Origin of the sequence: Ruminococcus sp. MCC718 (assembly GCF_018783905.1) — a bacterium.
Classification (GTDB): Bacteria; Bacillota; Clostridia; order Lachnospirales; family Lachnospiraceae; genus Hominisplanchenecus; species Hominisplanchenecus faecis.
In genome coordinates this window covers 1-25869 of the sequence record NZ_WQNP01000036.1, presented here as the reverse complement: position 1 = coordinate 25869, position 25869 = coordinate 1, and the positions used below count along the sequence as shown (strand labels likewise).

Here is a 25869-nt window from a genome sequence, read left to right as displayed (position 1 = left end):
TTTCTTTCACCTCTCCTTTTAGCTATCCATTCACTTTCATTCTCCAACCTGAAAGATATTTATTTTTCAACGTCCCATTCACCAGTTTTCCCCAGCCGAGCGGGTAACCATCCACACAGACCAGCTGCCAGCCTTTCTCTTTTCCATACTCCAGATCCGAGACATCCACCGTTTCCCCCTTCAGATAACGGATCACTCGCTCATCCTTTGCCGGAAAATCAATACTGGAGGCAAATTCTTTTTTCTGTAATACCATCGCAAATGCCTGTGACGGCTCGAAGCGGTCTTTTCGTATCTCCCCAAGATAGAGTCCGTTTCGCACAAAGACCAGATTTTTTTTACCTTCCACACCTTCCGGGAGGTAATAGGCAAACCCTTTTCGCACCTCGATGCGTTTCCAGTCAACTTCTGCCTTTACATCGGCAAAAAAGCTCTCCAGAACGGCCCGTTCCTGTCTGGTGCATCCTGCCGCCTCATTTCTTTCCTTCTGATCTTTTCGTCCTTTTTTTGCTTTTTTCTTTTTCTTTTTTACATCATCATGCTCCGATGGCTCTTCGTCTGCTTCCGAAATATATGCGGATGATTTTTCTGGTGAAACATCATCCATTTCCGGTGTCCGGCTCTTCTGCATCAGAGCCACAAAATGTCCCTCGCCGTCCATATGATGTGGCCAGATACGTACACATTTTTTCAGTTCCGGATTGCCGTCTGCAAGATCCGGTCTTCCCTCGGAAAATCCCTCGTATCCTTTCATCGGGATCAGCTGCATTTCAGGAAATTCACGCAGCACCCATGCGATGATCTGCTCATTCTCTTCCGGTGAAAAGGTACAGGTCGAATAGATCATCATGCCGCCCGGTTTCAGCATGGAGATCGCCTGTTTTACGATCTCTCTCTGCATTTTTGCACATTCCGGCGGTTTTTCTTCACTCCAGACGCGTGCCGCCTCCGGATTTTTGCGGAACATGCCTTCCCCGGAACACGGGGCATCCACCAGGATTTTATCAAAATATGCCGGAAACTGTTCGGCGATCTTTGCCGGCACTTCATTTAAAAGAAAGGAATTCGGAATCCCCATCACTTCAATGTTTTTCAGAAGTGCCTTCACCCTCGAAGCACTGATGTCATTTGCCACCAGAAGTCCTTCCCCAAACAGTTTTGCCCCCAGCTCCGTGGCTTTGCCGCCCGGAGCCGCACAGAGATCCAGTACACGCTCCCCCGGACCTACCGGGAGTCTTGAGGCAGTCGTCATCGCACTCGGCTCCTGAATATAATAAAGCCCTGCATAATAGTACGGGTGTCTGGTCGGTGCATCTTCCTCTTCATAATAAAATCCATTTTCCACCCACGGAATCTGTGTCAGATGAAAAGGCACCAGTTCTTTAAATTCTTCTACGGTGATCTTTGCTGTATTCACCCGCAGGCCATAATGACGCGGTTTTTCAAATCCAGCCAGAAAATCATCATACTCCTCACCCAAAATTGCTTTCATTTTTTTCTGAAATGCCTCCGGCAAATACATCCTTCTGTTCTCCTTCTTTTTTGTTTTTATCTTTTACTCTACACTTTTCAGTGACTCTACCATATCGATCTTTTTCAGTTTGAAATACATCACACCGTTTACCAGAATGGAAAATCCATAGGTGATCAGTGCGGATATCACATAACTGAACACGCTGATGTTCCGTCCGAACATACAGACATCCACTTCCACGGTCACAATGATAAAGCGGTGCAGCAGTATACCGAGGAATATTCCGAAAATACTTCCAAGGATCGTCAGCAGAATATTTTCCCGGTAAACGTAAGCTGATACTTCTTTGTCATAAAATCCAAGCACTTTGATGGTCGCAAGCTCTCGCTTTCGTTCATTGATATTGATGTTATTGAGGTTGTACAATACCACAAATGCCAGCATACCCGCAGAAAGGATCAGCACACCGATCACGGAATCCAGTGCAGTCAGCATATTATCAAGCTGTTCTTTTGTGTTGCCCGTATAAGTGACACTCAGTGCCGCATCACATTTCATGGCACGTTCGCCTGCTTTTTCTGCGATGCTCTCATCCCGGTCTGTCACACGGTAGAGAATACTGTTGTACTGTGGTTTTTCTCCGTAAAGTTTCCGATACATATTCTCAGTCATATATGCAAAATGTGACATATAGTTTTCACATATTCTGTTGATCGGAATCTTTACACCGCTGTGTTCTCCTGTCATCTCCACAGAATCTCCTGCCGAAACGCCAAGCAGTTTTCCTGCTTTTTCGGTGAGGATCATACCCTGATCATCAAGCTCATAGGCTTCTTTTGTCGTTCTGCTGCGGAATTTCACAAACTCATCAATCGACACATCATCCGGCACGACCATCAGATAGACATCCAGTTTTTTGTCAGCGGACGCAAACTCCACCTTTTTCATGGATACTTCTGCAAACGCTTCCACGCTTCCGTCATCGGCAAGCTCCTGTTTCAGTTCGTCCTGCCCGCTCTGATCTGCATCTGCATCCAGAACAATCATGCCATCGTAAACCTGAATATCCTGATACTGCAGAATTGCCACATCCATAATGGAATCACGCAGTCCGAATCCAACCAGCAGAAGTCCCATACAGCCGCCGATTCCGATAATTGTCATGAAGAATCGTTTCTTATAACGGAACAGATTGCGTACGGTTGATTTCCAGGTAAAACTTAAATGTTTCCACAAAAACGGAATTTTCTCGATCCAGACACGTCTGCCCTGTTTTGGTGCAGGCGGACGCATCAGAACGGCCGGCCATGCATGAAGCTCACGTATGCATGCTTCCAGCGTCGCGATCATCGTACAGAAGATCGCCGCTCCGGCTGCGATAAGAGCAAATTTCATATTATATGGAATACATATCGTATTCATATGTAAATACATGATACCATAAGACCGGATAATAATATACGGTAATATTTTCTCCCCTGCCAGAACGCCAAGGACACTGCCGCCGACCGTCGCAAACAGTGCATACAGCAGATATTTTGCCGCAATGTCCACTTTGCTGTAGCCGAGTGCTTTCATCGTTCCGATCTGGGTACGCTCTTCTTCGACCATTCGCGTCATCGTGGTCAGGCTGATCAGGGCTGCCACCAGGAAGAAAAGAACAGGGAACACTTCCCCGATGCTCTTCATTCTTTCGGCATTATCTCCGTAATTGGTGTACTCCAGCAGATCACTGCGGTCTTCGACCGTCCATTCCGGTTCTTTGATATCATCCACTTCTTTTTGTGCGTCATCAATCTTCTTTTCCGCTTTTGCAATCTTTTTCTCTGCTTTTGCCTTTTTCTTTTCGTATTTACGTTCGCCTTTTGCAAGCTTTTTCTCATTTTTTGCGATCGTCGCTTTCGCATCTTCGATCTGTTTTTGTCCGTCTTCTAATTTCTGCTTTGCATCTTCAATCTGCCGTTTCCCATCGTCAAGCTGTGCCTGTGAGGCGTTTAACTGTGCTTTCTTTTCATTTAACTGACTTCTCGCTGCACTTAACTGTGCCTCACCGTCTTTTAACTGTTGTTTTGACTGATCAATCTTCGCCTGATTTTCATCCAGTTTTTTCTGTGCCGCATCAAGCTGATTCTGTGCATCATTTAACTGCTTTTCCCCGGCTGTGATCTGTGCCCCGGCTGCATCAAGCTGCGTTTTTGTTGCATCAAGCTCTGCCTTTGCCTGCGTCAGCATTGCTTCCGGAACGCCCTGTTTTTTACTGTTTTCGTACTGGGCAAGATTTTCCTCATACCGAGCCACACCGTCCAGATACGTCTGCTTCTGCTGCTCAAAAGCTGCTTTCTGCTGTGCAAACGTCTTCTGATTTTTCTGTAAGCTCTTCAAACCATTTGCAAGCTCTTTTTCTCCTGTGGAAATCTGTTCTTCTGCAGATGCCTTCTGCTTCTGAAATTCACTCTCTTTTTCCGCCAGCTGATTTTCCGCACTCTGAAGCTGTGTGCGTCCGTCTGTGATCTGCTGCTGTGCATCGACAAGTTCCCACTCTTTCTCTGCCACCTCTTTTTTGCCGTCGTTTAATTCTTTCTCTTTATCGGCAAGCTCTGTTTTGCCGTCCTTCAGTTTCTTCTTTGCATCATCGATCTCTTTTTTCGCATCGGCAAGCTTCTGATCCGCCTCAGCCTTTTTGTCCGCCAGCTCTTTTCTGGCATCGCTCACTTTTTCCTGAGCTTCGTCTTTTATTTCTTCCTGACGCCTGGTACAACGCTCTTTTTCTATGCTTTCGACCTGTTCTTTTGCCTGTGCAACTGTTGTATCATAGGCATCCGTGTAGGCTGTCAGCTCTTTTGCACCTTTCACCTTCAGATAAATCTGCATATAGTAATCGGTCGTAAATGTTTCCTGCGGCACATAGACAAATCCTGCAATCTCACCGTTTCCGACATTGGTGCTGCCGCGGCTGAACGAAATATAGAGCGGGCTGCTGCAAAGTCCCGTGATCGTAAAGGTGTCCGATTTTAAAGTGGCATCCTCATCTTTTTCCAGCTCTTCGCTGATCCGGAAGGTATCGCCGATCTGATAGCCGTTGTGCTCTGCATACTGAACATCCATCAGACATTCGTCCTCTTTTGTCGGGTACTCGCCTTCTTCTACCGTCACCAAATTGCTTTTTTCCGGAATTGATAAGATACGCAGCACTTTCCGCTGTCCTTCTTCCCCTGTCAGCACATCTTTCAGACAGACACCTTCCGCCGTTTCAATGTCTTTTAAGTTCTGCAGTGCCTCCACATCGTCCCCCGTCACACCCATTGTGCCTGTGACCTGAATATCTGAGAGTTCTTTTGCATCAAAATAAGCATCCCCCGAATAACGCATATCCGGTGAGGACGACTGAATACCGGAATAAAAAGCCGTTCCAAGTGCCACGATAAACAAAATCGATAAAAATCTCGGAAGACTTTTTCGAATCTCCATAAAAAATTCTTTTCGAAGTGCACGTTTTTTCATTCTATCACCACTCTATGTTTTCTATCGGTTCTGGATTTTCGTTCAGATACATTTTCGATACTTTTCCGTTTTTGATCTTGATCACACGATCCGCCATCGGCGTCAGTGCCGAATTGTGCGTGATGACGATCACGGTCATTTTTTTCTGCCGGCAGGTATCCTGCAAAAGCTTGAGGATTGCTTTGCCGGTCTGATAATCCAGTGCTCCGGTCGGCTCATCGCAGAGCAGAAGCTTTGGATTTTTTGCAAGTGCCCTTGCAATGGAAACTCTCTGCTGCTCACCACCGGACAACTGTGCCGGGAAATTGTCGAGACGGTTTCCCAGTCCGACCTCTTTTAATACCTGCACCGCATCAAGCGGCTCCTTGCAGATCTGAAGTGCCAGCTCTACATTTTCCTTCGCTGTCAGGTTCGGCACCAGATTGTAAAACTGGAAAACAAATCCAATGTCATCCCTGCGATATCCGGTCAGCTTTCGCTGGGAATATTTGGCAATATTCTCTCCATCGACCAGCACATCCCCTGAAGTCACCGTATCCATTCCGCCAAGAATGTTCAGCACCGTTGTTTTTCCGGCACCGCTTGGCCCTACCACGACCACAAACTCTCCTTTGTCGATCGCAAATTCTATCTTGTCAACCGCACGGATCTCGACTTCACCCATCCGGTAGATCTTCGAAACATTTTTCAGTCTGACAAAATCTTTTTCAAAATCCTGATCTTTCGCCATCTTGTCTATCGGATAAAGTGTGTTGCTACTCTTTCTTCGGTTTCCGGCAAGCCAAACTTCTCTTTTCCTAAGGCGATACTCTTCATCAGAAATACCATATTTCTTGCAAGTACACGCATGGTCTGTTTTCCTTCTTCGTCCATCTCTGCCTCGCCCTGTGCCCGTCCATGGATTGAATTCCAATACTGGCTGGAGGCAATCGGCATATTCGAAATAGTAAAATATTTATTTAATTCATCAAAAGTCGCAGAACATCCTCCACGCCTTGCACAGACAACGCTTACTCCTACTTTCATGGTCTTATCAAAGTGAGAACTGTAAAAAAGCCGGTCCAGAACTGCGATCGATGTATTTCCATCTTTCCGTGGACTTCCGTTTAACATTAATACTTTCATCTGCTGATCTCCTTTACTATTTTTTCTTATCCCTGATTTCTAAATTTCATTTCACATCAAAAAATCATTTCTCTATCCAAAATTATTCATCATCTTTAAGCATATAAAACAAATCTTGATATCCTGACTGCACAAGTAATTGTTTGAACCCAGAAAGCACTTCTTCTTTTGTGTAATTATTGTTCTCCAAAAACTCACTGTCTTTTTCACTAAGATGTTGATAAAAAAGAGCTGCCGCCATGACCTCATCCTTGTTTGTATAGTCAATGTTATTTAAAAGAATATTCTCTGCTTCGTTAATCTGGCCTGAATCAATCATGTCAAGAAAACTTTGCAGTTTTTTACCAGATACTTCATATTTGTTTTCTTTTTCAATTTCAACAGAAACATACTTTTTTCCAAACACTAGAGAGAATAATACTCTTACCATTTCTTTTATTATTCGCATAATATAATCTTTTTCATCTGTGAAATCCATTCTTTCACCTCCTCAAATATCCCATTTTATTGTCACAAACTTTCAGACTTTAATTACATGTCATCAAAGATAGTTTTCTTACAATAGTAGTTATATATATCCCCATCTATTCCAACTCCCGAAGGAAACCATATTCCTCCGTTTTCTTCCCCCTTCACATATTTCATATTATTTTCAGCAGCTAATTTACCTTCTATAAAACTTGAGCGATTTTTATTAAGTATTTTAACTATATTTGAATCTTGCACCTCTCCAGTAGGTAATATAATAGAAGAAAGAAAACTCTCTTGAATTTCTTGCGTTTTTTTTAAATGCTCAATATATCTATCAATTAAAATCTCAAAAAAGGCAATTTTATTAACTTTATTATTCCATAAATTAAAATAACGACGACCTTTTTCATTATTTTGTTCTTTTATTAATTGTCTAATGTGTGCATTTATTTCTCCGTTAAAACTCCATCTGCAACATGAGGCGACATTCCTATAATTCCAAATTGTATCATTTTCTTTCTTTGTCCCAATAATCCAAATTCGGTAATCAGGAAACTCACCATTGTAATGTTTGTAATATTTTTTACTTTTCTTTGATAAAGCACTCGTTAAATTTATTTCGCTATTACTCTTCCAAATACCAATACCTTCATCATCTATCAATTCAAAATACTGGTTAGAATTACGTACTATACCGCATATTGCTCTTTGATAGTCAGGTAATTCATTTTTTCTATCATAATAAAAATTTAAATATTTATTTTCGTCATCTTCTGCTTGTTCTAATTTTTTCTCACATTCCATTTCCAATTCTTTTTCCAGATAACTGTCACTCATACAATGCATATCCGAAATACCATCCCGCATTAGCTGATATACTTCTGAGTGATAGAAAATCCCTAATGCCTTATCTATAGAAATTTTCTTTTTGCTGGCAAATAATTCAACGATTCTTGCATATTTTTTTTGGAGTAAAATCGGATTTGCATTCATACTTCAAAACTCCCTTCAAAATGTAGTTGTTTCAGTGCACGCTCACTCCGGAAACAAATTTGCATATTAGGTTTTTCATAACGAAGCCTTTTGATTGCTTCTTGTTTATCAATCAAATGATCAAAATATAATTCGACCGTGTTAAATACTTTATCATTAGCCACACCACCCATTACAATATCATAATCAGAGCTATCCTGTTTTCTTCTGCATTTTAGAATAAAATCCAGCCATTCCTCTGAATAAGAATCAAAACTTAAAATTTTTAAGCTACTGCTCGTGCTTTCATCAAATTCATATGTTGTAACGATTCCTTGCTTACCACGTCTTTTAAATTTTCCACACCATTTAACGGCCTGCTCGCGAAGCGGAGTTGTATAAAATCCTTTTCCAAAATCTACATCTGTTCTGGAATGTTTTAAATCTGGTTCTGCAATCTCCATCCATGAACCATGGTATACCTTCATATCTTAACCCCTCGTTCTTCCATAACCTCAATAATATCATCCACTATATATTCTTTACTCTGTGTATGAAGCGTTTCGTATTCCGGGACGATATAATCGTTCAAAATACTGCTCTTTTCTGTCAGTGCAATATAAACCTCTTCTGCATTCACCTTTAGTTTTAATGCAATATTTTCAATGCAAAATATAACAAACTCTAATTCATTTAGATTAGCAATGTTTTTCTTTTCCATGTGGCATCTCCCATATAATATCGAAAATTATTTATCCCATACAGAGGAAACTACCGGTTTCCCTTCGCTGTCCAGCAATGGTGTAAATCCTGCAGCATTTCCACTGGTGTGAAATATATAGTTTACACCGGTCTTTTTATCTACCCAAATTTCTGTTGTTTCCAGCATTCCCTGTGAATAAACCTTTTCAAATCTCTGATCTTTCGCCATCTTGCTTTCCTCCCCAACTTTTATTTGCAAACTTTATACACCTGTCATTTTAATAATCTTCTTCTCTATCGGATAAAGTGTGTTGCTACTCTTTCTTCGGTTTCCGGCAAGCCAAACTTCTCTTTTCCTAAGGCGATACTCTTCATCAGAAATACCATATTTCTTGCAAGTACACGCATGGTCTGTTTTCCTTCTTCGTCCATCTCTGCCTCGCCCTGTGCCCGTCCATGGATTGAATTCCAATACTGGCTGGAAGCAATCGGCATATTTGAGATAGTAAAATATTTATTCAATTCATCAAAGGTCGCAGAACATCCGCCTCGCCTTGCACAGACAACGCTTGCTCCTACTTTCATAGTCTTATCAAAGTGAGAACTGTAAAAAAGCCGGTCCAGAACTGCGATCAATGTTGCATTGGCGGAAGCGTAATAAACCGGGCTGGCGATCACAAGACCATCTGCCGCCTCAAATTTCGGAGCCAGTTCATTGACAACATCATCAAAAACACATTTTCCAAGTTCATAACAGCGTCCACAGGCAATGCAGCCTCTGACATCTTTATTTCCGACACGGACAATCTCTGTTTCTACCCCTTCTGCTTCAAAGATCTTTTTCATTTCTTCCAGTGCGATCGATGTATTTCCATCTTTCCGTGGACTTCCGTTTAACATTAATACTTTCATAGGTTGATCTCCTTTACTATTTTTCTTATCCCTGATCTCTAAATTTCATTTCACATCAAAAAATCATTTCTATTTCAAGAGGATTTTTATTTTTCATATCTTTTCTCCATTTCTATTACCTCACCAAGCCGACATTTCCAAAACATTATAACACGAAATGAAACTGACATGGTGAACGGATTGCAATGCGTATCTAAAAAAATGAGACTGCCGCTCAATCATCTGTTTTAATGATCTTGCGACAGCCTTTTAATTAAGTATGAAAGAAAGAGTATCCCTTTCTACTATTCCTTTTCCATTTGTTCACTTATTTTTCACCATCAGCTTTGACAAAAGAAAGCTTCTCCTGAATCTGCATAAGATCATCCGCAAAGAAAATACCTTTCTGTCGTTCTTGATCGGACAGTCCCTTCTCAATCATATGATTTAATAATTCTTTTAAGCTGTTATAGTAGCCGTTCAGGTTATAGAGAATACAGGGAGCATCCAGCTGCTTCAGCGATACTTTTGACATCACTTCTGCAATTTTCTCAAGAGTGCCTGTCCCACCGGGAAATGCGATAAATGCTCCGCTAATGTCCCCATCAATCCGCTTTTGATCCACCGTAAACCAATGTGTTTCCGCCTTGCCCGATCCAGGCTCCAAGTTCTGTAACTGCCTTATACAAAGTCGGATCATTGCCTTCATTTGCTCCAAGATATGTTGTAATGTTCATAATTTCCTCCAAAAATGCTTCTCCCTGAATATTACTTACAGCCTTTATTTTAGATTCAACAAACTGGAAGTGTCTATTTCTTCTTTTTCGGTTTTGGGGCTGGCAGTTCATCATACATTGCATGAAACAAGCCTGTCAAAAATTCCTTATTATCAACTTCATCTACCAACAACATCTCTTTTGCTCCCTCATAGGGTAATTCATACGGAGCTGTTGGCATATAACTAATTGCTGATTTTACTGGTTTAACAAGTAATCTATCATCATAGATACCGCCTACAATCTTGCCACGATAATAAATAATAAATTCTCCCATCATAGCTCGATAAGTAATTTCTTCTAACTCAGATAGCTGCCCTAAAATAAACTCTAAGTATTCCTTGCTTGATGCCATATTTCCTCCTCAAATTTCGATTGTTCTGCCTTTCTTGTTCGAAAGTCTTTCGGCAAATATTTGTAGCATGAAGGATTGTTCCGCTTAAGTGACCCCCGGCAGGCCAGGATCTTTTGGCAATGTGCAAAATGAACGAATTCCAAAGAAGGCACTTTTACGTGCCCTTCGGGGAATTCGTTCATTTGCTCATTCTAAAGTGCTGTTCCCTTCTTCGGGACAAAGAAACGGCTCATATCTGTATGCTCCAGCTCAAGCAGTGAAATTTTTTTGTCGATTCCTCCGGCATATCCTGTCAGGCTGCCATTTGTGCCAACCACACGATGACATGGAATGATAATGGAAATTTCATTATGTCCTACGGCACCGCCAACTGCCTGAGCAGACATGCGGGAAGTGTTTTTCGTTTCAGCTAGTTTACGTGCGATTTCTCCATACGTGATCGTCTGTCCATAGGGAATCTGTAATAAAATCTGCCACACTGCCTGTCTGAATGACGAGCCGGAAGGATGAAGCGGCGGAGTAAAGTTCGGTTCTTCACCGGAAAAATACATATCCAGCCATTTTATTGTCTCTGTAAGAATTTCCGTTTCCTGTGGAATATGCTCATCCGGAAGCGTATTTGCAAAATATTTCTGTCCTTCAAACCATAAACCGATAAGCCCGATTTCATCCGTTGCTAAAAGAATGTCGCCAATCGATGATTTATATTTACAAGTATATACCATATTTCTACCTTAAAAAAGCAACTCCTGAATCTGCATAAGATCATCCGCAAAGAAAATACCTTTCTGTCGTTCTTGATCGGACAGTCCCTTCTCAATCATATGATTTAATAATTCTTTTAAACTGTTATAGTAGCCGTTCAGGTTATAGAGAATACAGGGAGCATCCAGCTGCTTCAGCGATACTTTTGACATCACTTCTGTGATTTCCTCAAGAGTACCTGTTCCACCGGGAAATGCAATAAATGCATCGCCAAGTTCGATCATTTTGTTTTTGCGTTCTGACATATCTTTCGTCACGATCAGCTGTGTCAGTCCGTCGTGCTGCAGCTCTTTTTCAACAAAAAACTGCGGTTCAACGCCGATCGCTCTGCCGCCTGCATTCAGAACACTGTCCGCTAATGCCCCCATCAATCCGCTTTTTGAACCACCGTAAACCAGTGTGTTTCCGCTTTGCCCGATCCAGGCTCCAAGTTCTGTAACTGCCTTATGTAAAGCCGGATCATTGCCTTCATTTGCTCCAAGATATACTGTAATGTTCATAATTTCCTCCCAAAATGCTTCACTCTGAATATTACTTACAGACTTTATTTAGATTCGACAGACGAGGATGTCCGCTCCCATGCCATTACATAGTCTTTTTCCCCAGTAACTTCATCTAAACCACTATACTGAATCTCAAACCCTTCTCTTTGATAAAAAGATATTGCCGGTGTGTTTTTCTGATATACATTCAAAAACAAATTCTTTTAAACTGTTATAGCAGCCGTTCAGGTTATAGAGAATACAGGGAGCATCCAGCTGCTTCAGTGATACTGGAAGTTGTCGTATAAACATTCCCTTTATTGTATAGCTGTTTTTTCATCTAAAATTTACTGTAACTTCATCGTTCTTTTTTATTCTTATTTTATGGTGAAAACATCTGTTTTTCAATATAAAAAATTATGAAATTTCTTTGGCTGCTTCTCTTTCTAATTGGCAGTTCAAAGCAAAACCGCTGCAGCCACCAGAAACTTCTTTCTGATGACCACAGCGGTTTATTTGCTGCATTTTTAAGATACTGTTTTTGTTATTTCACTCTTGTCAGATTCATTCGTTTCAGATAGCTCTGCGTCTCTGCCACAACCACTCCGCTCAGGGAGAGCAGTGCGATCAGGTTCGGGATCGCCATCAGTGCGTTAAAGATATCGGCGATCACCCATACTGCAGATACTGTGAAGTACGGTCCGATAAAGACTGCTGCTATGTACAGCCAGCGGAAGATCTTCAGGGCTGTTTTGTTGCTGCCGGAAAGATATGCCAGACATCTCTCACTGTAGTAGTCCCATCCGAGGATGGTAGTAAATGCAAAGAATACCAGACACATCATCAGCAGAAATGCACTGATCTGCGGTGCAAACGGAAGTCCCTGCTGGAATGCGTTGGTGGTAACTGCCACACCTTCCAGTCCGATGTTCCAGGAACCAGTGAGCACGATGGAAAGTCCGGTCATGGTACATACAACGATCGTATCGATAAAGGTACCGGTCATGGTAACCAGTCCCTGACGTGCCGGCTCTTTTGTCTGAGCGGCTGCTGCTGCGATCGGGGCACTACCAAGTCCTGCCTCGTTTGAGAAGATACCTCTTGCGATACCTTTCTGCATTGCCACAATGATCGCTCCAAGTGCTCCGCCGGCTGCTGCACGCATACCAAAGGCACTGGATACAATCTCCACGATCGCTGCCGGGATTTTATTAGCGTTTAAGATCAGAAGCAGCAAAGAAATCGCAATGTATATAACTGCCATGAACGGCACAATGATCTCAGATACTTTTGCAATACGTTTCAATCCTCCGATAACAACCAGACCGACACAGACAGTCAGGATCAGTCCTGAGATCACAACGGCAAGCGTATAATCTCTTCCCAGCAGATGGATCACATTCTGTGCGTTCGGATCAAAGAAGTTACCTACGGCACTTGTGATACCATTTACCTGTGTAAAGGTTCCGATACCAAACAGACCTACACCCATTCCGAAAAATGCAAAAATCTTTGCCAGCCAGGTCCATTTTTTACCCATACCATTTTCGATATAGTAAAACGGGCCGCCAAGGATATGACCATGTTTGTCCGTTGTACGGTATTTGATAGCGAGAAGACCTTCGGAATATTTCGTTGCCATACCAAACAGGGCTGCAATTTCCATCCAGAATAACGCTCCCGGTCCTCCGGCTACGATCGCGGTTGCCACACCAACGATATTTCCGGTACCGATGGTTGCGGAAAGTGCAGTACATAACGCTCCGAAACTTGTAACTTCTCCGTGACCGCTCTCTTCATTTTCAAACATGTACTTGAGTGCTTTTGGAAGTTTTGTGATTTGGATACCTTTCAGACGAATGGTAAGATAAATACCAGTCAAAAGAATTGCTACGATCAGTGGGACACCCCATACCAGATCATCAACGTGCTGCAAAAAATTGTTTACTGCTTCGAACATTACTCTCTCTCCAATCTTGATTATTTATTGGCTGCTGCCAGAACACCCTCACAAAATCTGCCCCGTGACTATTTTCCATGTTGTCTGATACTGACACGGATCGATTCTTTGGGCTGTCCGAAAACAACAAAAGAGCTGATCATACAATCAGCCCTCCAAAGAGTAGAACATATTTAGACTTTTCTCTGTCCTTTTGCCTGAGAGATAAGCAGCAGATCTGCTGCCGTACACCTTCGGCGCCCGTTCTATGAGACTCTCCAGAGTACGCTGTGACTTTCTTCGACACAACGTGTTTCTATTTTAGCATACCTGAAGAGCCTCTGCAAGAAAAATTTATTCTTTTTTAATAATTCCATATATTTTTACAAGTTCCATCAGGATTTCCACGCTCTTATCCATTCCCTCAACTGTTATATGTTCATACGGTCCATGGAATGCATAGCCGCCGGTTCCGAGATTCGGGCACGGCAGTCCCATAAAACTCAATCTTGCCCCATCCGTACCGCCGCGGATCGGCTGAATTTTCGGCACAATACCCACGTTCTCACAGGCTTTTTTCGCATTCTCGATCAGATGATAACAAGGACGGATCTTCTCTGCCATGTTTCGATATTGTTCTTTGATCTGAAGATCAACCGTTCCCTCACCGTATTTCTGATTCATGACATCTGCGATTTCTTTCAGTTTCTGCTGTTTCTGTGCAAACTTGTCCGCATCGTGGTCACGCACAATGTAGATAAGTTCTGCCTTTTCGCAGCTTCCGCTGATTTTGATCAGATGATAAAATCCTTCGTACCCTTCGGTCTGTTCCGGTGTCTCTTCCACCGGCAGCATCATCTGGATCTCACATCCGACAGCTCCTGCATTGACCATGATGCCTTTGGCACTGCCCGGATGCACGTTGACCCCCTGAATCTTAAAAACAGCTTCGCAGGCATTGAAATTTTCGTATTCGATCTCGCCTTCCGCACCGCCGTCCACGGTATAGGCAAAATCTGCTGCAAATCCCTCTACATCAAAATGATCTGCCCCTCTGCCAATCTCTTCGTCTGGCGTAAATGCAAGACAGATCTTCCCATGCGGCACATCACTTCGCAGAACGTATTCTGCCATCGTCATAATTTCTGCAATACCTGCTTTGTCATCTGCTCCGAGGATCGTAGTTCCGTCTGACGTGATCAGCGTACGTCCCTTCAGATTTTTCAGATGCGGAAAAAGTACGGTATCTAAAACTCTGCCGCCTTCATCAAAAACAAGATTCTGTCCGTCGTAATTTTCATGAAGAACCGGATGGATCGGATTTTCCGTAAATTCTGAAACGGTGTCCATATGTGCGATAAATCCAAGAGATGGACTGTTCTCATAACCTTCCGTTGCCGGAATTGTTCCATAGACATAGCATTTTCCGTCAACGGCTGCATCCTCGATGCCCAGTTCCTTCATTTCTTCCACCAGACGCTCTGCCAGTTCAAACTGGCAGGAACTGCTCGGTGTTTCCATACTTTCTTCGCTGCTCGGTGTTTTTACTTTGACATATTCCAATAATCTTTCATATGCACGCATGATTCTGCCTCCTGATCCTTTCTCAGATACCAGAAGCCGGAATTCTTCCGACCATAGTATCTTTTCTTATCAGATATTATAGTCCTCTTTGACAGCCAGGGCAACTTGAATTTATAACTGAGGTCTGTCATTTAATTCATATGCGAGACTGCTGCTCTTCTTTAACACTTCCTGCTTTTTATTCTGGATCCAGGCACGCCGTTCACTCTGATCACTGCCCTGCACTTTTTCTGCCTGACGTAAAATTTCTTCGTACTCGTCATATAATTCTTTCGCATAAATATCACAGGAAATGGCTTTTTCCATATTGATAAAGCTTTCTTCATAATTTTCTTTTTCCAGAGCACCATATGCCAGATATTGATAAACTTCTGCCAGATGTGTATTGTGCGTGAGGATCTGCTCTGCCGCCGAAGTTGCTTCCTCTGCACTCCGACTTCCTTCCATCACCGCAAGCTGTGCCGGCGTATAAGCACCATAAAAACTCAGTGCCTTCTGATATTCTCCGACATAATCGAGCAGGAACGGCATGCAGAAATAAATACATCCCACACTTATAACTGTCAGAAAAATACAGTCTTCGATCTTTGTCTTTTTCTTTAAGCTACCCTCTGCTTTACCGTAATCCAGACACAGAAGTCCCAAAAGCCCGATCGCAGTAAACTGCAGATCAAAATCAACCAGCATATGCAGCATGATAAGAAGCAAAATCTGTTTCTGCATACTGCTCTGACTGCCTTTTAAGAGCTGACGCAGCATCACAGCCGCAAACAGAACAGCCGGAAGAATACCCAGATCCAACGCAGCCTGTAACCAGTCGTTATGCACAAAGAGCGTCTTATAAACTCCGGTCTGCATCCGTCCTTGAACATAAGCATAGCCATGGTAACCCATTCCAAACGGATACTTTGCGATCATTTTTAATGCATCCAGATCATAAAGAATACGTCCTTTCCAGGTACTGGAATAGCGGAACACTGTGAAAATCCTGCCGATATTCTGCTCACCTGCCCCGTTTGTCACAACCATAACAACTGCAAGTAGTGCAAACACAGCGACAATGCAAAAAATCCCGTATTTCTTTGCTTTTTGTGACGACAGATGCCGGATAAACCAGATCAGATATCCGAAAAACAGAAGCATCACGCCGCGGCTCCCGGTCAGAAGCAGACCTGCGAACAGTACAATCCCTTCCAGGATCTGCATTTTGTCTCTTTTGATGCCCGATTCCTGTTCTCTGCTTTTGTTTTCGATCCATCGATTGCAGATCACAACCAATCCTGCCAGCAGATAGAGTGCACAGGTATTAGAATACTGGAAAAATCCGCCAAGACGCCCGGCCTGCCAGAGCTGCTCTTTCAGAGCCGAAAATGGCAGTGCCAGAATCCCGGCCAGTACCATAAAGCAGCCGATGTGTGCGATATAGCCTGTTGTTTTCTGTCTGGTTTCATCCGAAAACTGCATGAAAAACAGATAGCCAAGAGGCAGTGGCAGCATTTTGATCACGCCCACAAAAGCCATTGCCCGATCGATTGCATAAAAACAGGTAATACCGAACCATAAAAATACAGACAGCAACACTGCCAGCTGTTTTTTCCCTTTGATCTGAAATGAATATCTTACGCGGCAGACGATAAGCAGTATACCAAGCACTGCCGCAAGCATCGCTCCGGAAAATTCATAAAATCCTCCATACAAAAATGCAGAAAGAAGAAGCACTGTAAAAACAGCTGCCTCTTCTTTCGTTCTTTTATATGGACTGCTCTTCCATTGTATTTGATTTTTTGTCTTTTTCTTTGAATTTTGCTGTGCCATATAAAATCCTCCGTAACGGCTTCGCCCTGTGCAAAACCGTTACGATCCTGTTATTATTTTTTAATTTTTACCGAACTGCTCTGTCCTTTTTTGTGGAACAGTTTCTGGTAATTTTTGAGTTTCTTTGCCGGAACCTTGATCGTCGCTTTTTTGTTAATTCCCTTGAGTGCATTTGCTTTGACGGTCTTCAGTTTCGTGCTTTTTACGGTAATGTTTTTCAGATTTTTGCAGTCCTTAAACGCTGCTTTTCCGATGCTTTTCACATTCGCTCCGACGGTTACCTTTTTCAGTTTCTTGCATCCGGCAAATGCCTGATCCTGGATTGCGGTAACGTTCGCTCCGATCACAACCGTCTGTACATCGCTTCCTTTGAGAGCATTTTTTGCGATCTGTACAACTTTGTAAGTTTTCTTATTGATCTGAACCGTCTTTGGAATATTGGCTTTTTTCGTCTTGCTGTTGATCACTCCGGCAAATGCAACTGTAGATGCGGACAGTACTTTATATTTCTGTCCCTTTACTTCTTTTACCGTACCGACTGCAAGCGTTCCGTCCGTGTTCTGGTTTCCATTGTTTGTATTCTGGTTCCCATTGTTGCCCTGGTTTCCACCATTTGTGCCGTTGCTGTTTCCCTTATCTCCGTTATCGTCTTTATGATCATCATCCTGATCATTTCCTGCACCTGCCCGAACTTCCACGTCATAATATGCATATTTTGCTTTTGTTCCGGCTGCATTGACTACTTTTGTCAGAATCATCATCGTACCGGATTTTGTCATTCCTGCGAACGGCGTAAAGGCACCTGCATAGGCGATCCACTGATTATCCGGTACCAGTTCTGTCTGATAATCATATTTACTCTGAAAATTCTGCTCTGTCATCACACAATAGAACAATTTCGCAGTGCTGTCACCATATTCCAGCGTTACAGTCGTTGATGGTGTCGCCGGATATCCCGTCATAGAAATACCTGCCGCTTCAAAACCTTCTTCGACTCTCTGCTTGCTTCGAAGCAGGACTGCATGGCGATCCCCCGCCTGACGGATACAGTAGCTGTATTCTTCTCCTTCTGTCAGAGACTTCATATCTTCTGCTGTTAGCAGATACTTCTGGGTTCCTTTCGGGATTGAGATCTCTAATACCGTCCTGATCTCATTTTTATGATGGAACTCCAGAACAACATCCTGATCTTTCGTGTAGTTTCCAACATAAAATACACCGTTGGAAGTGTTGCCTGTCTGATTTCCCGGCTGATACTCCATGTCCACATAAACCGGAAACAGACCATTTAGATTCTTCGTTCCAGGAGCCTCATAAGTTTTGCCATTGACCGAAATTTCTGTAATGGAAAAATATCCGTTTTCACTTCCAAGACTTTCTATATCTGCTCTTGTAACCTCAAAATACTTCTGCTTTTTCACGCCGGAAGCATCCTCCTGCACCTTGCAGTTCAGTTCCTTACGATTCCCATTATCATCCGCTTTGACAGTCACGCTTACCGTATCGCCGGCATTTGCAATATCATCTGCAATATAGACACAGTTTGTCTGAGAGAAAGCATCCAGCTGGCGTGCATATAAAACCGGTCTCTGGAAGCTGATATTGAGACCTTTTGCCAGGTTTTCATTTGCGATGACAACAGATCCCGTACCATATTTTGCTTCGTACTCAGACAGATCAAGGGAACAGAGAAATCTCTTTTCGCCAGATTTTGTATTGATCACATAAAAAATACCGTCATTGGCTACTTCATAACCATTTTCTTTGCTGTAAGTTCCAACGATCGTATCATTATAACTTACATTTCCATCAGTAAAATCATAACTTCTCTCTGCAAAGTACGGTTTTACATATTTTGCAACTTCATCATTCAGATTTAAGCCATATACATAAGCTGCCACATAATTTCCATGTTTGTCTGTATGGATTTCTTTGTCATTACCATATAAATTGGATTCATGGGAAGCATTTCCCTGTGAAGCTTCCGAATCCATCATGCCAAGAATGATCGGTTTGTCGGTGGAAATCACTGCATTCTTGATCACTGTTTTACAACCGCTTTCTGTCTCAAGAACCATATTATAAGTTCCGTTCGGAATTGCCTCTTCAATGATCGCTCCGTTCTGGAAACCTGCCATGATTCCGTAAGTATACTGCGTGTTGTAAACATCACTGCCTCCGTTTTCATCAAATGGCATTTTCTTTGCCGGATAACGGTCATCCTGCACTCTTCCGGAATCTGTATCCTGATAAATCTGCATAATTTTTGTATTCAGACCATACTGTTTGCTGTCTTTTCCGTCTGCATTAACAAGATAAGATTTCTTGATCGTCTGATCTTCTTTTCCGCAGAATGCAGAAACCCAGTAAGCAGTCACCTGTGCATTTCCTGTGATGCTGGAAGTGTAGATCGGATTTTTTGTATTTTCAACTTTGACTTCTTTTGAACCCTTTGTTGTAAAATAATCTTCCTTTTTCAGTGTGATACTCAGACCGCCAACGGTTTTGCTGCCAGATTTGCCCGGATAGGTCAGTGAAACCTCTTTTGTTCCGCTCACATCATCCAAAATCGGAACGGAAATTTCATAATAGTCATAATCATCTTTGCCATATAAAGTATAATCCTGTGCTACCTCGCCGACCGCATATTCTTTCCCGCCAATCGTTGCTTTAAATGCATCCGCCTCCTGGCCCTGCAGAGAATCATCGGATGTTTTCAGATACAGTTTTACCTCATATCCATCCCACAGATGATCGTAATCACCTGTTTTTTTGCAAGCTCCCAAATAATACGTGTCATACAGACTTTTCAGCTGATCGCCGTCTGCCGCCTGTGTCTGTGCAACCTCTTCTGTAGATGCCGCATAGACATTTCCTGCCATAGAAGGCGGGAGCAGGATCTGCAGCAGAAGTGCCAGTACCAGTAAGAATGCTGTTTTCTTCATCGTGTTGCCCTCCCTTGTTTTTTATATTTATTATAATCTGACTTACATATAAAAATCAACGCTTATATTGGTAATTTTTACAAATTATTGTCTGTTTTTAAAATTTACAGTGGTAGTTTTTTTTGTTTTCGACTATAATAGACAGGAAAATATATTTGAAGCGATACAGCGTTATCACTGTATCAGAATGGAGGACAAAATGGAAATCGTATGCTTAGACCTGGAAGGTGTACTGGTACCGGAAATCTGGATTGCTTTTGCAGAAGAAACCGGCATCCCGGAATTAAAGAAAACCACCAGAGACGAACCGGACTACGATAAACTGATGAAATATCGTCTTAATATTTTAAAAGAACATAATCTGGGACTGAAAGAAATCCAGGAAACCATCGCCAAAATCGATCCGCTCCCGGGAGCAAAAGAATTTCTGGATAAATTAAGAGAACTGACACAGGTTATCATTATCAGCGATACTTTCTCACAGTTCGCAGGTCCGCTGATGAAAAAGCTGGGTTATCCGACTATTTTCTGCAACTCTCTTGTCGTTGCTGACAACGGAGAAATCGTTGATTTCAAAATGCGTTGTGAGAAATCCAAATACACAACCGTCAAAGCTCTGCAGTCCATCGGTTATGACACCATCGCAAGCGGCGACAGCCATAACGACCTTGGCATGATCCAGGCAAGTAAGGCAGGCTTCTTATTCAGAAGTACCGATGCAATCAAAGCAGAATATCCACAGCTGCCGGCATTTGAGACCTATGATGAACTTTATGATGCAATTAAGAAAGTGATCGAGGGATAAGGCGAAGGTTTGTGTAAATGTGCAAATGAACAAATTCCCCGAAGGGCACGTAAAAGTGCCTTCCCTGGAATTGTTCATTTTGCACATTGCCGTACTTTCTTGAACAGCCATAGTTTTTAAAAACACTTCATATCATATTTTACCTGACGGAACTCGGTTACAGCCTGCAGCCAATTTGGGATGCGATGAAAACCTGGAGCGAAAATTATAAAGAACTGGTTCAGAAGGGATAAATAAAGATGCTCCTTTTCAGGAAGACAAGCAAAGCAAACTTGTGACCTGAGAAGGAGCACATTTTTTTATAAAAAAAATGCAAGTCAAACGCACGTGAGACTTGATATGTTATTCTGATCCGTTTTGCTGACATTTATCTAACAGAATCGTTTTGCATCTCGCAGAGCGTTTATTTTGAGCAACAAAAAAAGCGGGTGATGGGAATCGAACCCACGTATCCAGCTTGGAAGGCTGGTGTTCTACCATTGAACTACACCCGCATCTCTCAATGCACTGCCTATAATAGCATAGCTTTCACAGAAATGCAAGAGAAATTTTTTGTTTTTTTAAACTTTTTTTGTAATCCTTCTTTTGTCACTTTGGACATTTGGGATAGCAGAATGTAAGTTTTTCTCTCGTTAAATTCTTGACACAGCGATTGGAAAAGGCTAGGATATCCTGTATACCTTATAATTATTTTCATTGTATTTCAAACTCAGGAGGAAAAAAAAGTGAAAAGAAAAGAGCTAATGAAACGAGCACTTTCCCTGGCTTTATGTGCCATGATGACAGTTGGCAATCTGCCGTCAGTGACGTATGCCAGCGATCTTTCGCCGGCAGATACCGGGGTGGTTTCCCAGGCTGAAGAGGCAGACGAAACCCAGAGTGCAGAAGAAGCCGCACAGGCGTATCTGAAAGAAAATTTTATTAACGGTGCAAAGAAAGTTATCACCAACGGCGGTAACAGCGTTGTCAAAAGCACGGATAGTCTTACCTACAACATTGGCCTGAAAACACCGTCAGGATCTGTTATAGATGCTCTGCGTCTGCTGACAGTATCCAGTTCCAGTAATTATGTGGGTGGATGGTACATCGAAGAAAATGATTATTTATCTTACCCTTCCGGCGGTACTCCTGCATCACCTGGAAGGCTTTCCATCACAAGACCGACGGTCAATACCCCGATCAAAGTCACTCTGAAATTATTTGCAAAAGATACCGATACAGCTACCATCAATGACGGCACAGCCACTGCACTTGCCACACAGGACTTCACCTTTATTCTGGAAGCCGCTGAAGTAGAATACAAGATGCAGGTTGCTGTTCAGGATAAGGACAAAAATCCAATTACGGATGCCTCTATTACCGTAGAAAAAGACGGATGGGACAAGGTTACACCTGCAAGCGATGGCAGCTACAAGATGGAAAACGGTGCTTCTTACAAACTGACCGTTAAAAAAGAGGGCTATACCGATTATAGCGAAACATTTACTTATACAGGCAATTCCGAAGAACCTGTTTTCTTAAAAACCGTAACTTTAAGTCCGATCATGATGCAGAATATCAGATTTTCCGTCAAGGACAAAGCAAGCGGTGCTGAAATTTCCGGTGCTTCCATCAAGGTTAAAAAGGGCTACTATACTACGATCAGTCCGGAATCCGACGGAAGCTATAAACTGCAGAAAGGTGTAAGCTACAACTGGACGGTTGAAGCACCAAACTACAAAACTGCCAACGGCACGATCACACCAGACGAAGATACCACCATTGATGTAGAACTGGAAAAAAATATTACCAGCTACGCTGTAACCTTCCAGCCAATGGACGGCGATACAGCCATCACAAACTTTAACCTCAAAGTGGAAGAAGAGGTTGAAGATGACTGGGGTGATACCGACTGGGAAACCATGACAGCAAATGGTGACGGTTCCTACACGCTGAGCAAATACGGCACTTATCGTTATTCTGTAACTGCCGAGGGATATAAGGACGTAAAAAATGTTTCTTATGCACCAACCGGATCAGAAGAAAAGATTACGGCTGCCGTAAACATGGACAAAGATGTAACGGTTGATTCTGCCGATCAGGCTGCCGTTGATAAGGTAAAAGAAATCTTTGACAAGGAACCTGGTGCTATCCGCACATCCTACAAAAACGCTTCTAATATTAATGCACTGATCGAAGCAAAACTGAAAACCGGCGATTATGCAGCTGTCGATAAAGCAGATCAGGTAACGGTATCCGTTGTTTCTTCTGACGATACTGACTGGATCAGCACTGACGGCATCATCCACTACTCTACTGCCGATACGCTGAACGCTTATGGTCTGAATTTAAAAACCATTTCCGTTGTGCTGAAATTCAGCTTAAACGGTGCGACAGCAGAAACAGCCGAACGCAGAGTAGTCATTGGATGGGATCAGAAACATTTTGCTTCCAAAATGAAATCGGAAGCCGATCAGCTGACCTGGGATAGAATCAAAGGTGAAAATACCAGTCAGACAGAGGTAACTTCCAATCTGACACTGCCGCAGTGTATGGGAACCAGCCTGCGTACCGTATGGTCAACCATCAGCTGGACTTCTTCCAATACAAATGTGATCAGCATCCAGAAGCCTTCTATCGATTCTTCGCTCTACGCTGCAACCGGTGTGATCAATCAGCCGGTTGAAGATACGGAAGTTACACTGACCGCTACATTCACGGCAAATGAATCTGTCATGAACGAACAGGTTGAAAAAATATCTGATATTAATACGATCAGCGTGCCATTTACCGTAACTGTAAAAGGTACCGGAAAACCGGCTCCGACTGAAGCTGAACTCAAAGCAATTTTGAATCAATATTATAAGATCACCGATCTTGTTTATTACGGAACAACGACGGTAATTGATCCGGAAGCCTGCACCGGTGACATTCAGCTGCCAAGATATACTCGAATCAAAGATGAGAACGGCGAGAATGTCTTTAATAATAAAGAAATCACCGTAACTTCTGACAACGATGCTGTCAAAATCAACGGTTACAAAGCAAACGTAGATGTATTCCAGACTCAGGATACCACCGTCAACCTGACCGTTTCCTTTACGCGTGAGGGCGTGACTGTTTCCAGGGTATTCCCGATCACCATCAAAAAGCTGACACAGGAAGACCTAGATAAAGAAGTTGAAATGATGGATTATGCGAAAGCTCATTATTTTGACGGTATCAAAGGAAACAATGTATCTGCAGATAAAATCACTGAAAACCTGCATCCGTTCCAGGAAATGTATTTTGATGCCGATGGAAATGCTGTCTGGGTATACAACATCAGTGATGTTATCGATGCCGGTATCTGTGCAGACGGATATTTCGATGATCCATGGGAAATGGAGGGCGCCGGTTACAACAAATTCCGTTCTTCCAATAATGCCGTGATCCAGCATGAAAATCTGGTTGTCATCCATCCGGAAACTCCAACTGAGATCACGATCACTTCCTGGCTCAGCAGCGAACGTTACGGAAAATACGCATCCAGCCATCCGGGCAACGAAGCTTTACAGAAACTCTACAAACAGGAAGTATCCGTTACTGTTACTGTACAGCCGGACAGCAAAGTTGCTGAACAGCTTCAGACTGCCATTGATCATGCACAGACGCTTCTGGATTCTGTAACCGAAGGAACCGGAGCCGGACAGTATCCGGAAGGAACCAGAGACAAACTGCAGACGGCGATCACAGAAGCAAAAGCTCTCCTTGAAAGAGAAGATGCAGCCGAAACAGAAATCGAGCAGAAAGTTGCTAAGATCACTGCTCTTATCAACACCATACAGGATTCTCAGAACGAAACAGAAGCTCTTGTCACCGTAAAGATCAATCAGGAAGCCGGCAAAGGTATGGATGTCAGCAAAATGACCGTTAAGGCTCATACTGCTGCAAACTATGGTTATTCCAAACCGGCTGCTTATAAAAACAAAGTAACTGCACTTGATGTGCTGGTCGCATGGCATGCCGCACAGTACAAAGATGCCTTTAAAGCAAACCCTACCGACTATCTGGCTGTAAACAATGGATTTATCAACAAGATCTATGGCATTGAAACCTACAACATTGGTATCTGCGTCAACGATCAGATTCCAGGATCTGCCAGTGTAGCAGAAGCAGTTGTATCCAGTGGGGATTCCGTATCTGTATTTATGTATGGTGACCTGAAGCAGTACAAAGATATTTATCTGTATTTTGAAAATGTACCGGAAACCATCCAGGCCGGTGAAAAGCTGGATCTGACCTTATGGGGTATGCACCCGATGGATTACGATGAAAAGGGCAATCTCAAACCGGCATCTGTACAGAAAGGTTATACCGTATCCGCTGTTGATGCAAACGGCAATGCAGTTGTAAGTGCCATAACCGACGAAAACGGAAAAGTATCACTTACTATTCCTTCCGGCGGCACCTACCAGATCACCGTTGTAAAGGCACCAAAGAACAGCACTGAATCTGCTTACATCCTGCCAAAAGATATCGTAATGGCAATCGGAAAAGAAACCGAAAGTGAAACTGAAACAGAATCTGTAAAACACGCACACAGCTTCAGCACATGGAAAACCGTATCGGCTGCTACTGTATTTTCAGCAGAAAAACAGGAAAGAGTATGTGCATGTGGTGAAAAAGAGACCCGTACTGTCGGAACAGCTCTGACTCCGAGCATCAAGGTTAATATGACCTTGATCCCGCTGCAAGTAAAACAGACTACCACAAAATTCAAAGTAAGCGGACTTGCCAATGGAGATTCCATTGTTTCTTACACTTCCAGCAATCCAAAAGTCTTCACTGTTAACAAAAACGGTAAGATCAAAGCCGGAAAGAAAAAAGATCATGCAGTCCTGACCATCACTTTGAAGAGCGGACTGAAAAAGACTGTCAAAGTCAATGTTCAGAAAACTGCCGTAAAGACGAAAAAGATACAGGGGCTGTCAAAAACACTGACACTGAAGAAAGGCTCCAGCGTAAAACTGAAACCAGTGTTAAAACCACTCACATCTCAACAGAAACTGATCTACACTTCTTCCAATAAGAAAGTAGTGACCGTTTCTTCAAAAGGAGTTGTAAAAGCAAAGAAATCCGGAAAAGTAACGATTACCGTGAAATCCGGAAGTAAGAAAGTTAAGATTAAAGTAACTGTAAAATAAAAAGTTGTGGCGGAGGTTTTAGAATGTGCAAATGAACGCCATAGAAATGATTTTATAAAATATATAACGCCATGATGATTCGAAAACAATCTCCTGACACGC

The 25869-nt window shown here is 42.6% G+C and carries 21 protein-coding genes, 1 tRNA gene, 1 pseudogene and 1 riboswitch; of the genes and pseudogenes, 2 read left to right on the top strand and 21 right to left on the bottom strand.

Going from position 1 to position 25869, the window contains the following annotated elements:
* Positions 1-22: 22 nt before the first annotated feature.
* The 20 genes and pseudogenes from GPK60_RS04860 to GPK60_RS04775 all read right to left on the bottom strand — a co-directional run bounded on the left by GPK60_RS04860 (position 23) and on the right by GPK60_RS04775 (position 19797).
* Complete coding sequence (locus GPK60_RS04860) at positions 23-1522, bottom strand: RsmB/NOP family class I SAM-dependent RNA methyltransferase (RefSeq protein ID WP_215658979.1); 1500 nt, start codon at positions 1520-1522, stop codon at positions 23-25.
* Positions 1523-1555: 33 nt separating this feature from the next.
* The gene (locus tag GPK60_RS04855) at positions 1556-4975 is read right to left on the bottom strand and encodes an FtsX-like permease family protein (RefSeq protein ID WP_215658978.1); all 3420 of its coding nucleotides are present in this window, start codon (positions 4973-4975) and stop codon (positions 1556-1558) included.
* A 4-nt stretch (positions 4976-4979) separates the two neighbouring features.
* Positions 4980-5705, bottom strand: a complete 726-nt coding sequence (locus GPK60_RS04850; protein ID WP_147632923.1) for an ABC transporter ATP-binding protein — start codon at positions 5703-5705, stop codon at positions 4980-4982.
* Positions 5706-5710: 5 nt separating this feature from the next.
* Complete coding sequence (locus GPK60_RS04845) at positions 5711-6100, bottom strand: hypothetical protein (RefSeq protein ID WP_215658977.1); 390 nt, start codon at positions 6098-6100, stop codon at positions 5711-5713.
* 82 nt (positions 6101-6182) lie between these two features.
* On the bottom strand, positions 6183-6578 hold the full coding sequence (locus GPK60_RS04840; protein WP_022117956.1) for a DUF6483 family protein: 396 nt from the start codon (positions 6576-6578) through the stop codon (positions 6183-6185).
* A gap of 53 nt (positions 6579-6631) precedes the next feature.
* Positions 6632-7564, bottom strand: a complete 933-nt coding sequence (locus tag GPK60_RS15635; protein WP_176813486.1) for a DUF3791 domain-containing protein — start codon at positions 7562-7564, stop codon at positions 6632-6634.
* The gene (locus tag GPK60_RS04830) at positions 7561-8031 is read right to left on the bottom strand and encodes a DUF3990 domain-containing protein (RefSeq protein WP_022117952.1); all 471 of its coding nucleotides are present in this window, start codon (positions 8029-8031) and stop codon (positions 7561-7563) included. Before GPK60_RS04830 ends, GPK60_RS15635 begins: the two co-directional genes overlap by 4 nt.
* Positions 8028-8264, bottom strand: coding sequence for a DUF3791 domain-containing protein (locus tag GPK60_RS04825; RefSeq protein ID WP_176813485.1), 237 nt, complete (start codon positions 8262-8264; stop codon positions 8028-8030). The genes GPK60_RS04830 and GPK60_RS04825 overlap by 4 nt, the downstream gene beginning before the upstream one ends.
* A 27-nt stretch (positions 8265-8291) precedes the next feature.
* Positions 8292-8474, bottom strand: coding sequence for a DUF6440 family protein (locus GPK60_RS04820; protein WP_022117954.1), 183 nt, complete (start codon positions 8472-8474; stop codon positions 8292-8294).
* A gap of 65 nt (positions 8475-8539) precedes the next feature.
* Positions 8540-9157: a flavodoxin family protein gene (locus GPK60_RS04815; RefSeq protein WP_022117955.1), complete on the bottom strand. Its 618-nt coding sequence runs from the start codon at positions 9155-9157 to the stop codon at positions 8540-8542.
* Between the two features lie 307 nt (positions 9158-9464).
* On the bottom strand, positions 9465-9761 hold the full coding sequence (locus GPK60_RS04810; protein WP_346727716.1) for an LOG family protein: 297 nt from the start codon (positions 9759-9761) through the stop codon (positions 9465-9467).
* Positions 9742-9873 carry a hypothetical protein gene (locus tag GPK60_RS15630; protein ID WP_330590014.1) on the bottom strand — a complete coding sequence of 44 codons (132 nt, stop codon included), beginning with the start codon at positions 9871-9873 and terminating at the stop codon, positions 9742-9744. The genes GPK60_RS04810 and GPK60_RS15630 overlap by 20 nt, the downstream gene beginning before the upstream one ends.
* Before the next feature lie 73 nt (positions 9874-9946).
* Positions 9947-10267 carry a TfoX/Sxy family protein gene (locus GPK60_RS04805; protein ID WP_072850661.1) on the bottom strand — a complete coding sequence of 107 codons (321 nt, stop codon included), beginning with the start codon at positions 10265-10267 and terminating at the stop codon, positions 9947-9949.
* 191 nt (positions 10268-10458) lie between these two features.
* Positions 10459-10992 carry a methylated-DNA--[protein]-cysteine S-methyltransferase gene (locus GPK60_RS04800; RefSeq protein WP_173866944.1) on the bottom strand — a complete coding sequence of 178 codons (534 nt, stop codon included), beginning with the start codon at positions 10990-10992 and terminating at the stop codon, positions 10459-10461.
* Positions 10993-11001: 9 nt separating this feature from the next.
* Complete coding sequence (locus tag GPK60_RS04795; RefSeq protein WP_147633054.1) at positions 11002-11532, bottom strand: TIGR00730 family Rossman fold protein; 531 nt, start codon at positions 11530-11532, stop codon at positions 11002-11004.
* A 44-nt stretch (positions 11533-11576) separates the two neighbouring features.
* Positions 11577-11732: pseudogene (locus tag GPK60_RS15625) on the bottom strand (GNAT family N-acetyltransferase); the annotation flags it as partial.
* A gap of 326 nt (positions 11733-12058) precedes the next feature.
* Positions 12059-13474 carry a sodium:alanine symporter family protein gene (locus GPK60_RS04790; RefSeq protein WP_022118331.1) on the bottom strand — a complete coding sequence of 472 codons (1416 nt, stop codon included), beginning with the start codon at positions 13472-13474 and terminating at the stop codon, positions 12059-12061.
* Positions 13475-13649: 175 nt separating this feature from the next.
* A riboswitch (glycine riboswitch) is annotated at positions 13650-13745 on the bottom strand.
* 62 nt (positions 13746-13807) lie between these two features.
* Positions 13808-15037, bottom strand: a complete 1230-nt coding sequence (pepT, locus tag GPK60_RS04785) for a peptidase T (protein ID WP_215658976.1) — start codon at positions 15035-15037, stop codon at positions 13808-13810.
* 111 nt (positions 15038-15148) lie between these two features.
* Positions 15149-16852 (bottom strand): O-antigen ligase family protein, encoded by a 1704-nt coding sequence (locus tag GPK60_RS04780; protein WP_215658975.1) that lies wholly within the window; start codon positions 16850-16852, stop codon positions 15149-15151.
* Positions 16853-16905: 53 nt separating this feature from the next.
* Positions 16906-19797: a leucine-rich repeat domain-containing protein gene (locus GPK60_RS04775; RefSeq protein ID WP_252191298.1), complete on the bottom strand. Its 2892-nt coding sequence runs from the start codon at positions 19795-19797 to the stop codon at positions 16906-16908.
* 199 nt (positions 19798-19996) lie between these two features.
* Between GPK60_RS04775 and thrH the strand changes: the two genes are divergently transcribed.
* Positions 19997-20602: a bifunctional phosphoserine phosphatase/homoserine phosphotransferase ThrH gene (gene thrH, locus GPK60_RS04770; protein WP_147632739.1), complete on the top strand. Its 606-nt coding sequence runs from the start codon at positions 19997-19999 to the stop codon at positions 20600-20602.
* 423 nt (positions 20603-21025) lie between these two features.
* On the opposite strand, the gene GPK60_RS04760 is transcribed toward thrH, so the two are convergent.
* Positions 21026-21096, bottom strand: a tRNA-Gly gene (locus GPK60_RS04760).
* Between the two features lie 231 nt (positions 21097-21327).
* On the opposite strand from GPK60_RS04760, the gene GPK60_RS15620 reads away from it, so the two are divergent.
* The gene (locus GPK60_RS15620; RefSeq protein WP_215658974.1) at positions 21328-25767 is read left to right on the top strand and encodes an Ig-like domain-containing protein; all 4440 of its coding nucleotides are present in this window, start codon (positions 21328-21330) and stop codon (positions 25765-25767) included.
* Positions 25768-25869: the final 102 nt, after the last annotated feature.

Bases quoted from the DNA above. Each gene is read 5' to 3' on its own strand.
- GPK60_RS04860 (WP_215658979.1), bottom strand. From the start codon at position 1,522: ATGTATTTGCCGGAGGCATTTCAGAAAAAAATGAAAGCAATTTTGGGT.
- GPK60_RS04855 (WP_215658978.1), bottom strand. From the start codon at position 4,975: ATGAAAAAACGTGCACTTCGAAAAGAATTTTTTATGGAGATTCGAAAA.
- GPK60_RS04850 (WP_147632923.1), bottom strand. From the start codon at position 5,705: ATGGCGAAAGATCAGGATTTTGAAAAAGATTTTGTCAGACTGAAAAAT.
- GPK60_RS04845 (WP_215658977.1), bottom strand. From the start codon at position 6,100: ATGAAAGTATTAATGTTAAACGGAAGTCCACGGAAAGATGGAAATACA.
- GPK60_RS04840 (WP_022117956.1), bottom strand. From the start codon at position 6,578: ATGGATTTCACAGATGAAAAAGATTATATTATGCGAATAATAAAAGAA.
- GPK60_RS15635 (WP_176813486.1), bottom strand. From the start codon at position 7,564: ATGAATGCAAATCCGATTTTACTCCAAAAAAAATATGCAAGAATCGTT.
- GPK60_RS04830 (WP_022117952.1), bottom strand. From the start codon at position 8,031: ATGAAGGTATACCATGGTTCATGGATGGAGATTGCAGAACCAGATTTA.
- GPK60_RS04825 (WP_176813485.1), bottom strand. From the start codon at position 8,264: ATGGAAAAGAAAAACATTGCTAATCTAAATGAATTAGAGTTTGTTATA.
- GPK60_RS04820 (WP_022117954.1), bottom strand. From the start codon at position 8,474: ATGGCGAAAGATCAGAGATTTGAAAAGGTTTATTCACAGGGAATGCTG.
- GPK60_RS04815 (WP_022117955.1), bottom strand. From the start codon at position 9,157: ATGAAAGTATTAATGTTAAACGGAAGTCCACGGAAAGATGGAAATACA.
- GPK60_RS15630 (WP_330590014.1), bottom strand. From the start codon at position 9,873: ATGAACATTACAACATATCTTGGAGCAAATGAAGGCAATGATCCGACT.
- GPK60_RS04805 (WP_072850661.1), bottom strand. From the start codon at position 10,267: ATGGCATCAAGCAAGGAATACTTAGAGTTTATTTTAGGGCAGCTATCT.
- GPK60_RS04800 (WP_173866944.1), bottom strand. From the start codon at position 10,992: ATGGTATATACTTGTAAATATAAATCATCGATTGGCGACATTCTTTTA.
- GPK60_RS04795 (WP_147633054.1), bottom strand. From the start codon at position 11,532: ATGAACATTACAGTATATCTTGGAGCAAATGAAGGCAATGATCCGGCT.
- GPK60_RS04790 (WP_022118331.1), bottom strand. From the start codon at position 13,474: ATGTTCGAAGCAGTAAACAATTTTTTGCAGCACGTTGATGATCTGGTA.
- pepT (WP_215658976.1), bottom strand. From the start codon at position 15,037: ATGCGTGCATATGAAAGATTATTGGAATATGTCAAAGTAAAAACACCG.
- GPK60_RS04780 (WP_215658975.1), bottom strand. From the start codon at position 16,852: ATGGCACAGCAAAATTCAAAGAAAAAGACAAAAAATCAAATACAATGG.
- GPK60_RS04775 (WP_252191298.1), bottom strand. From the start codon at position 19,797: ATGAAGAAAACAGCATTCTTACTGGTACTGGCACTTCTGCTGCAGATC.
- thrH (WP_147632739.1), top strand. From the start codon at position 19,997: ATGGAAATCGTATGCTTAGACCTGGAAGGTGTACTGGTACCGGAAATC.